6 protein-coding genes are annotated in these 4,796 nt (G+C 54.7%); 3 read left to right on the plus strand and 3 right to left on the minus strand.

What is annotated here, in order from left to right; translation table 11 throughout:
- Both IGR76_03510 and IGR76_03515 read left to right on the plus strand, forming a co-directional pair.
- On the plus strand, window positions 1-497 hold a 497-nt coding region (locus IGR76_03510), incomplete at its 5' end, for a SpoIID/LytB domain-containing protein (GenBank protein MBF2077592.1).
- 428 nt (window positions 498-925) lie between these two features.
- Window positions 926-1,171: a hypothetical protein gene (locus tag IGR76_03515; GenBank protein MBF2077593.1), complete on the plus strand. Its 246-nt coding sequence runs from the start codon at window positions 926-928 to the stop codon at window positions 1,169-1,171.
- A gap of 13 nt (window positions 1,172-1,184) precedes the next feature.
- Here the strand turns inward: IGR76_03515 and IGR76_03520 are convergent, their stop codons facing one another.
- From IGR76_03520 to IGR76_03530, 3 genes are all read right to left on the minus strand, one after another.
- The gene (locus IGR76_03520) at window positions 1,185-2,138 is read right to left on the minus strand and encodes a sensor histidine kinase (protein MBF2077594.1); all 954 of its coding nucleotides are present in this window, start codon (window positions 2,136-2,138) and stop codon (window positions 1,185-1,187) included.
- 166 nt (window positions 2,139-2,304) lie between these two features.
- The gene (locus tag IGR76_03525) at window positions 2,305-3,195 is read right to left on the minus strand and encodes an ROK family protein (GenBank protein MBF2077595.1); all 891 of its coding nucleotides are present in this window, start codon (window positions 3,193-3,195) and stop codon (window positions 2,305-2,307) included.
- Between the two features lie 17 nt (window positions 3,196-3,212).
- On the minus strand, window positions 3,213-4,103 hold the full coding sequence (locus tag IGR76_03530; protein ID MBF2077596.1) for an ABC transporter permease: 891 nt from the start codon (window positions 4,101-4,103) through the stop codon (window positions 3,213-3,215).
- A gap of 149 nt (window positions 4,104-4,252) precedes the next feature.
- On the opposite strand from IGR76_03530, the gene IGR76_03535 reads away from it, so the two are divergent.
- On the plus strand, window positions 4,253-4,693 hold the full coding sequence (locus IGR76_03535; GenBank protein MBF2077597.1) for a DUF1824 family protein: 441 nt from the start codon (window positions 4,253-4,255) through the stop codon (window positions 4,691-4,693).
- Window positions 4,694-4,796: the final 103 nt, after the last annotated feature.

The following is a 4,796-nucleotide window of genomic DNA, read 5'->3' on the forward strand; positions in this document are numbered from 1 at the left end:
ATCGCGCCTATCGTGGACGACTGCTGCTGATTGCCGACGGGGGCCAACTTTGGGCGGTGAACTTTGTGAATATGCAAACCTACCTCTACAGCGTTGTCGGCAGCGAAGTTTCGGCGAGTTGGAATGTCGAAGCGCTCAAAGCCCAAGCGGTTGCTGCCCGCTCCTATGCCTTGACCTACTATTTTCGCCCCATCAACTCCATTTATCACCTCGGCGCAACGGAGTACTACCAGGTTTATAAAGGCATTTCGGCGGAAGATGACCGGATCAAGCGAGCCGTGGATGCCACTGCCGGGCAGTTTGTAAGCTATCAGGGGGGTATTGTTGAGTCGCTGTATGCCGCCTCGGACGATATTGTCATGGATGCCTTCCAAGGGGCTGGGATGAGCCAACTGGGGGCGCTCGATCTTGCCAATCAAGGGGTAGGCTACACGCAAATTTTGACGAACTATTATCCAGGAACAAACCTAGGACAGTTGGTGCTTGACCAGCATTAACGGGAACTTAGCGGTTCCCGGCTTCCCACATGCCAGAGAACAGCATGATAATGCCACCTAGAAAGATCACAAGGGCAAATCCGGCGGGAATCACGCTGCTCCAATCAATTGAATCCATTGGATCTCATTCCTTATCGATTACGGTCTTTGCCATTCTCGCAGAGATCGACCGCAGGGGATATTACGTTTTGAGTGGGTGCAACCTCCCGCTGCAAATTTAGCAATGCAGGGGCGAATTTTAACGTAAGCTTGCATTTTTTATGGATTACGCAATAGTGCTCTGGGGATTTGAAGGGCGGATATACCATAGGGTTGGGAAACACTTCATTCATCAGTAAAATGCTTTGCTCAGCTTCACGGAAAGCGATCGCAGCAGGGTATCGGTATCAAACTGTATCTTCAACCGATTGGTCATCAGAGGTGATTGGATGGTTAATTCTCCCCACAACCACGATGTCCCTGCCCGTACCAGCGACTACTGGGAATGCCCCAAATGTCATCAGCATACGCTGGTTCATCATGGTGAGAGTGTTTATGTTTGCCTAAATTGCGACTTCTACAAAGACATCTCGCAGAGCAAAGGCTCCAAGAAGGAGGCTGAGAGCGGTGCAGGCGCATTTAACGTCCTCATCGCGATTTTGATTGCAGCAGCGCTGGCCGCCCTGATTCTATAAGGTTCAGCAGTTGCTAGTCCTCCGGTGCAACGATCGGCATAGCGCACTGGATCGCATAGCCGCGATCGCCCTTCGGGTTGGGCACAATCTCCAATGTCCCGTTCATTTCTTCCATCAGCGTCCGGTCGGCAAACAGCGTTAAACCCGGGGGTAGAGGCGTATAGGAAAGCTGGGTGCCAAAAGTTGCCGCTGATGCGTCTTCTGATTGGGCTGTTTTAGCTGGAGACTGTAGCCGATCAATCGCCTCTGCCCAATCCGCCTCGGGGCGATCGTCGGCGATGGTAATTGTCGCCACCCCGGCATCCAGCTCAGCTTCAGCAATGACGTAGATATAACCACTGTCCAAATGGGCGATCGCCCGATCGATTAAGTTCACCACCACCTGACGCAACCGGGTCAGGTCGGCCAAGACATACACATCAGTGGTCGGGGGCTGGATCTGGAGGCGGAGATTGCGGTTTTTGGCCTGGAGATGGGTGATTTGGTAGGCGTCATCTAGAATCAGCTTCAGGTTAACGGGCTGCATCTGAAGCTCAATACGACCATGCTGCACTTTAGAGATTGCAATCAGTTCGTCCAGGGTTGCCAGCATCCGTTGTGCCGCCACACTGGCTTGAGCGACGTACTCCCGCTCTTCTTCGGGACTTTCGCACAAATCCGCCAAGATGAGCTGATGCAAACTGATCACGCTATTAATAGGCGATCGCAGTTCGTGGGACGTGCGGGCTAAAAATCCAGCTTGAAACTGGCTGAGTTCCGAGGCCATTTGATAGGCCAGCTCCGTTTGTTTGAGTTGAGTCAGTATTGCCAAATCTTGGGATGAAGCCGCAGCAGGATGCTCTACGCCAGGATCGACAGCGGTATGAGTCGCGCGATCGGTCTGGGGCGATCGCCCTAACCTGCGCCCAACCACTACACCAATCCCTGCGCCAATGATCAGAAACGCCAACGAAGACCAACTCATCATAATGCTCATGTGTGGGGAACTCTCGTCTTTTCAGCACCCTTGGCGGGAAACCCTCTCTCAGCCCCTATCAGCTTACCCAAGATTCACGAAAGAACGGCACCCAACCGGAAAACTCACCATCAGATCGCAAAACGTTTACGGAATCCTTAGTTTAGCCACGGATTGATCACGCATTCAGCCGTTGCCATGCCAGCTTTGCCGCCCCAACCATTCCAGCCTGATTACCCAACGTTGCTGTCAGAATCTGAAGTCCTTCCCGCGAACTGGGCAACACCCGTTGTTCAATCTCCGCCCACACGCTCGGCAAAAAGTAGGGCGCACTGGCCGCCACACCTCCACCCAAAATTACGGCCTCTGGGGTGAGGACATAAATCAAGCTGGTCAGCCCTGCCCCCAAATCCCGACCGTAGTCTTGCCAAAAGGCGATCGCCTCTAGGTCACCAGCCTGCGCTTTTTGCCCCAGTTCGTGGGGTTCTAGTCCGGTGCGGCGGCGGATGGCCTGGACGGAGGCGTACTGTTCCAGCGATCCTCGGTTACCGCTATTGCAAGGAGGGCCATCGGGATTGAGGGTAATCAGCCCCAGTTCGCCCGCTGTGCCGTTGTGGCCGACAAAAAGCTGTCCGTTCAAAATAATCGCACCCCCAACGCCCGTCCCCAGGGTCAAAAGAATCAAATTTTGGAAGGGGCGTCCCGCTCCGAGCCAGTATTCTCCCAAGCCAGCGCAGTTCGCGTCGTTGGCAAGAACCGTTGGGAGTCCCGTTTTCGCCTCCAGCCAATCAGCCAGGGGCACGTTGTACCAGTCCTGGAGATTAATCGCCACCCGGGCGACCCGTCCGGCAGCATCGGCGGGGCCGGGGGTCCCGACTCCGATGGCGCTACCTTCAGAGTTTGGATCGACCTGGGCGATCGCCCCTAACATGGCCTCTAATACGGCCTCTGGGGTAGCCGGACTCGGTGTCGGCACCGTCACCGATTGCAGACCATTCCCCTCCGCATCAAAGCGTCCTAGCTTAATCGCCGTTCCGCCCAAATCAATGCCGATTACTTGTTGAATCATGGTGCGATCGCCCCTTCTCAACCTTCCTGTTCCCGCCGCAACAGCGGATTCACAAACTCATTCAACCCTTCACCCACCAACGACAATCCCACTACCAGGAACGTCATTGCCAGTCCGGGAAATAGCGCTGTCCACCAAATCCCTGTCGGGAGGGCATCCAGCGCCTGCCGGAGATCCGCTCCCCATTCGGGGGTTTGTTCGGGCAATCCCAAACCCAGGAAGCCTAATCCTCCCAAAATCAGCACCGCGTCTGCCGCGTTGAGGGTAAACAGCACGGGCACACTTTGGATCACGTTCAGAAACAGGTAGCGGGATAAAACGACCCAGGTTGGCGCACCCATCGCCTGCGCCGCTTCGATAAAGAGTTCCGTTTTGATGCTGACCGTATGGTTTCGGACGACGCGGTAGTACTGCGGCACATAGGCAATGCTCAGGGCGATCGCCGCGTTCAAAATTCCTCGCCCGACTACAAACGCTAACGTGACGGACAACAGCAATCCCGGCAACGTATAGATCGCATCCATTAAAAACAGCAGCACCCGATCCACCCGTCCCCCCAGGTAGCCACTCACCATCCCCAAGGGCACACCCACCACCATACTCAGCACGGTCGCCAGCACCACCACTTGCAGTGCCGCCCGACTGCCAAACAGCGTTCGGGAAAAGACATCATAGCCTTGGCGACTCGTCCCAAACCAGTGGGCGGTGGAGGGTGGCTCGTGAATTGGATTTGCCAACGCCTCCACGGGATCTTGAATCCATCCCCAGGATTGTAGTAGGGGTGCCAATAGGGCGATCGCCACAAACGCGATCGTAATCACCAGTCCAATCCGCATGAACTGCGTGGAGAGACTGGGGCGTTTAGACAGCCGCAACAGTCCAGAAAATCTCGATTTGGCTGAAGTCATGATCAGGAGGGGGAAGGGAATACACGCCCCAAGAGCTACCTGCAAAATCTTACAGCAAGTTGCGATCGCCCGACTTAACTCATCGATCCCGCCATGGGAGCCTCCCATCCTTCACAATAGAGAAAGTTCGATTTCGGTTTCATTTTTCTATGTCTAGCCCCAGCCCCTTATCTCTCGCGGATGCCCATCAATGTCTAAGCCAGTGGGATTGCCTCAGCCCAGACCCAACCCCTGAAACCTACGGCCAAACCCGGGAGGCATTACGGATGGTTGTAGCCCACTCGGACTATCAAATTTTGGGCATCTGTGCCGATTCGCTCAGTCAGGGTCATCGTGCCCTGATGACCTATGCCCAGGCACTTGGCTATACCGTTGATGATTCTGCGTTGCCGTTGGATCAGGAAGGGGCGATCGCCCTTCGCAGCACATATATCAAATACAATCCAACATCGGGGCTACTCTACGCTAGTGATTATGAAGGAATCCATCGAGGGGTGCTGGTGGCCTGCCAGTCAGAGACTACGGAAGGGATTAACGAGATGTACGGTCATTTGCCCCTTGATTTGTTCGATGGAGTGACCTTCGCCTAACCCGTCATTCAGCCTTGAGGGAAGTTCCTGTCCAAAAATTGGTAGTGCATTTTAGTGCGGGGCAGAGGAAAAGGGGGTGTTCCCTTGCTCGACCAACTTCCGT

Source organism: Synechococcales cyanobacterium T60_A2020_003 (assembly GCA_015272205.1).
In the GTDB taxonomy this organism is placed as follows: Bacteria; Cyanobacteriota; Cyanobacteriia; order RECH01; family RECH01; genus JACYMB01.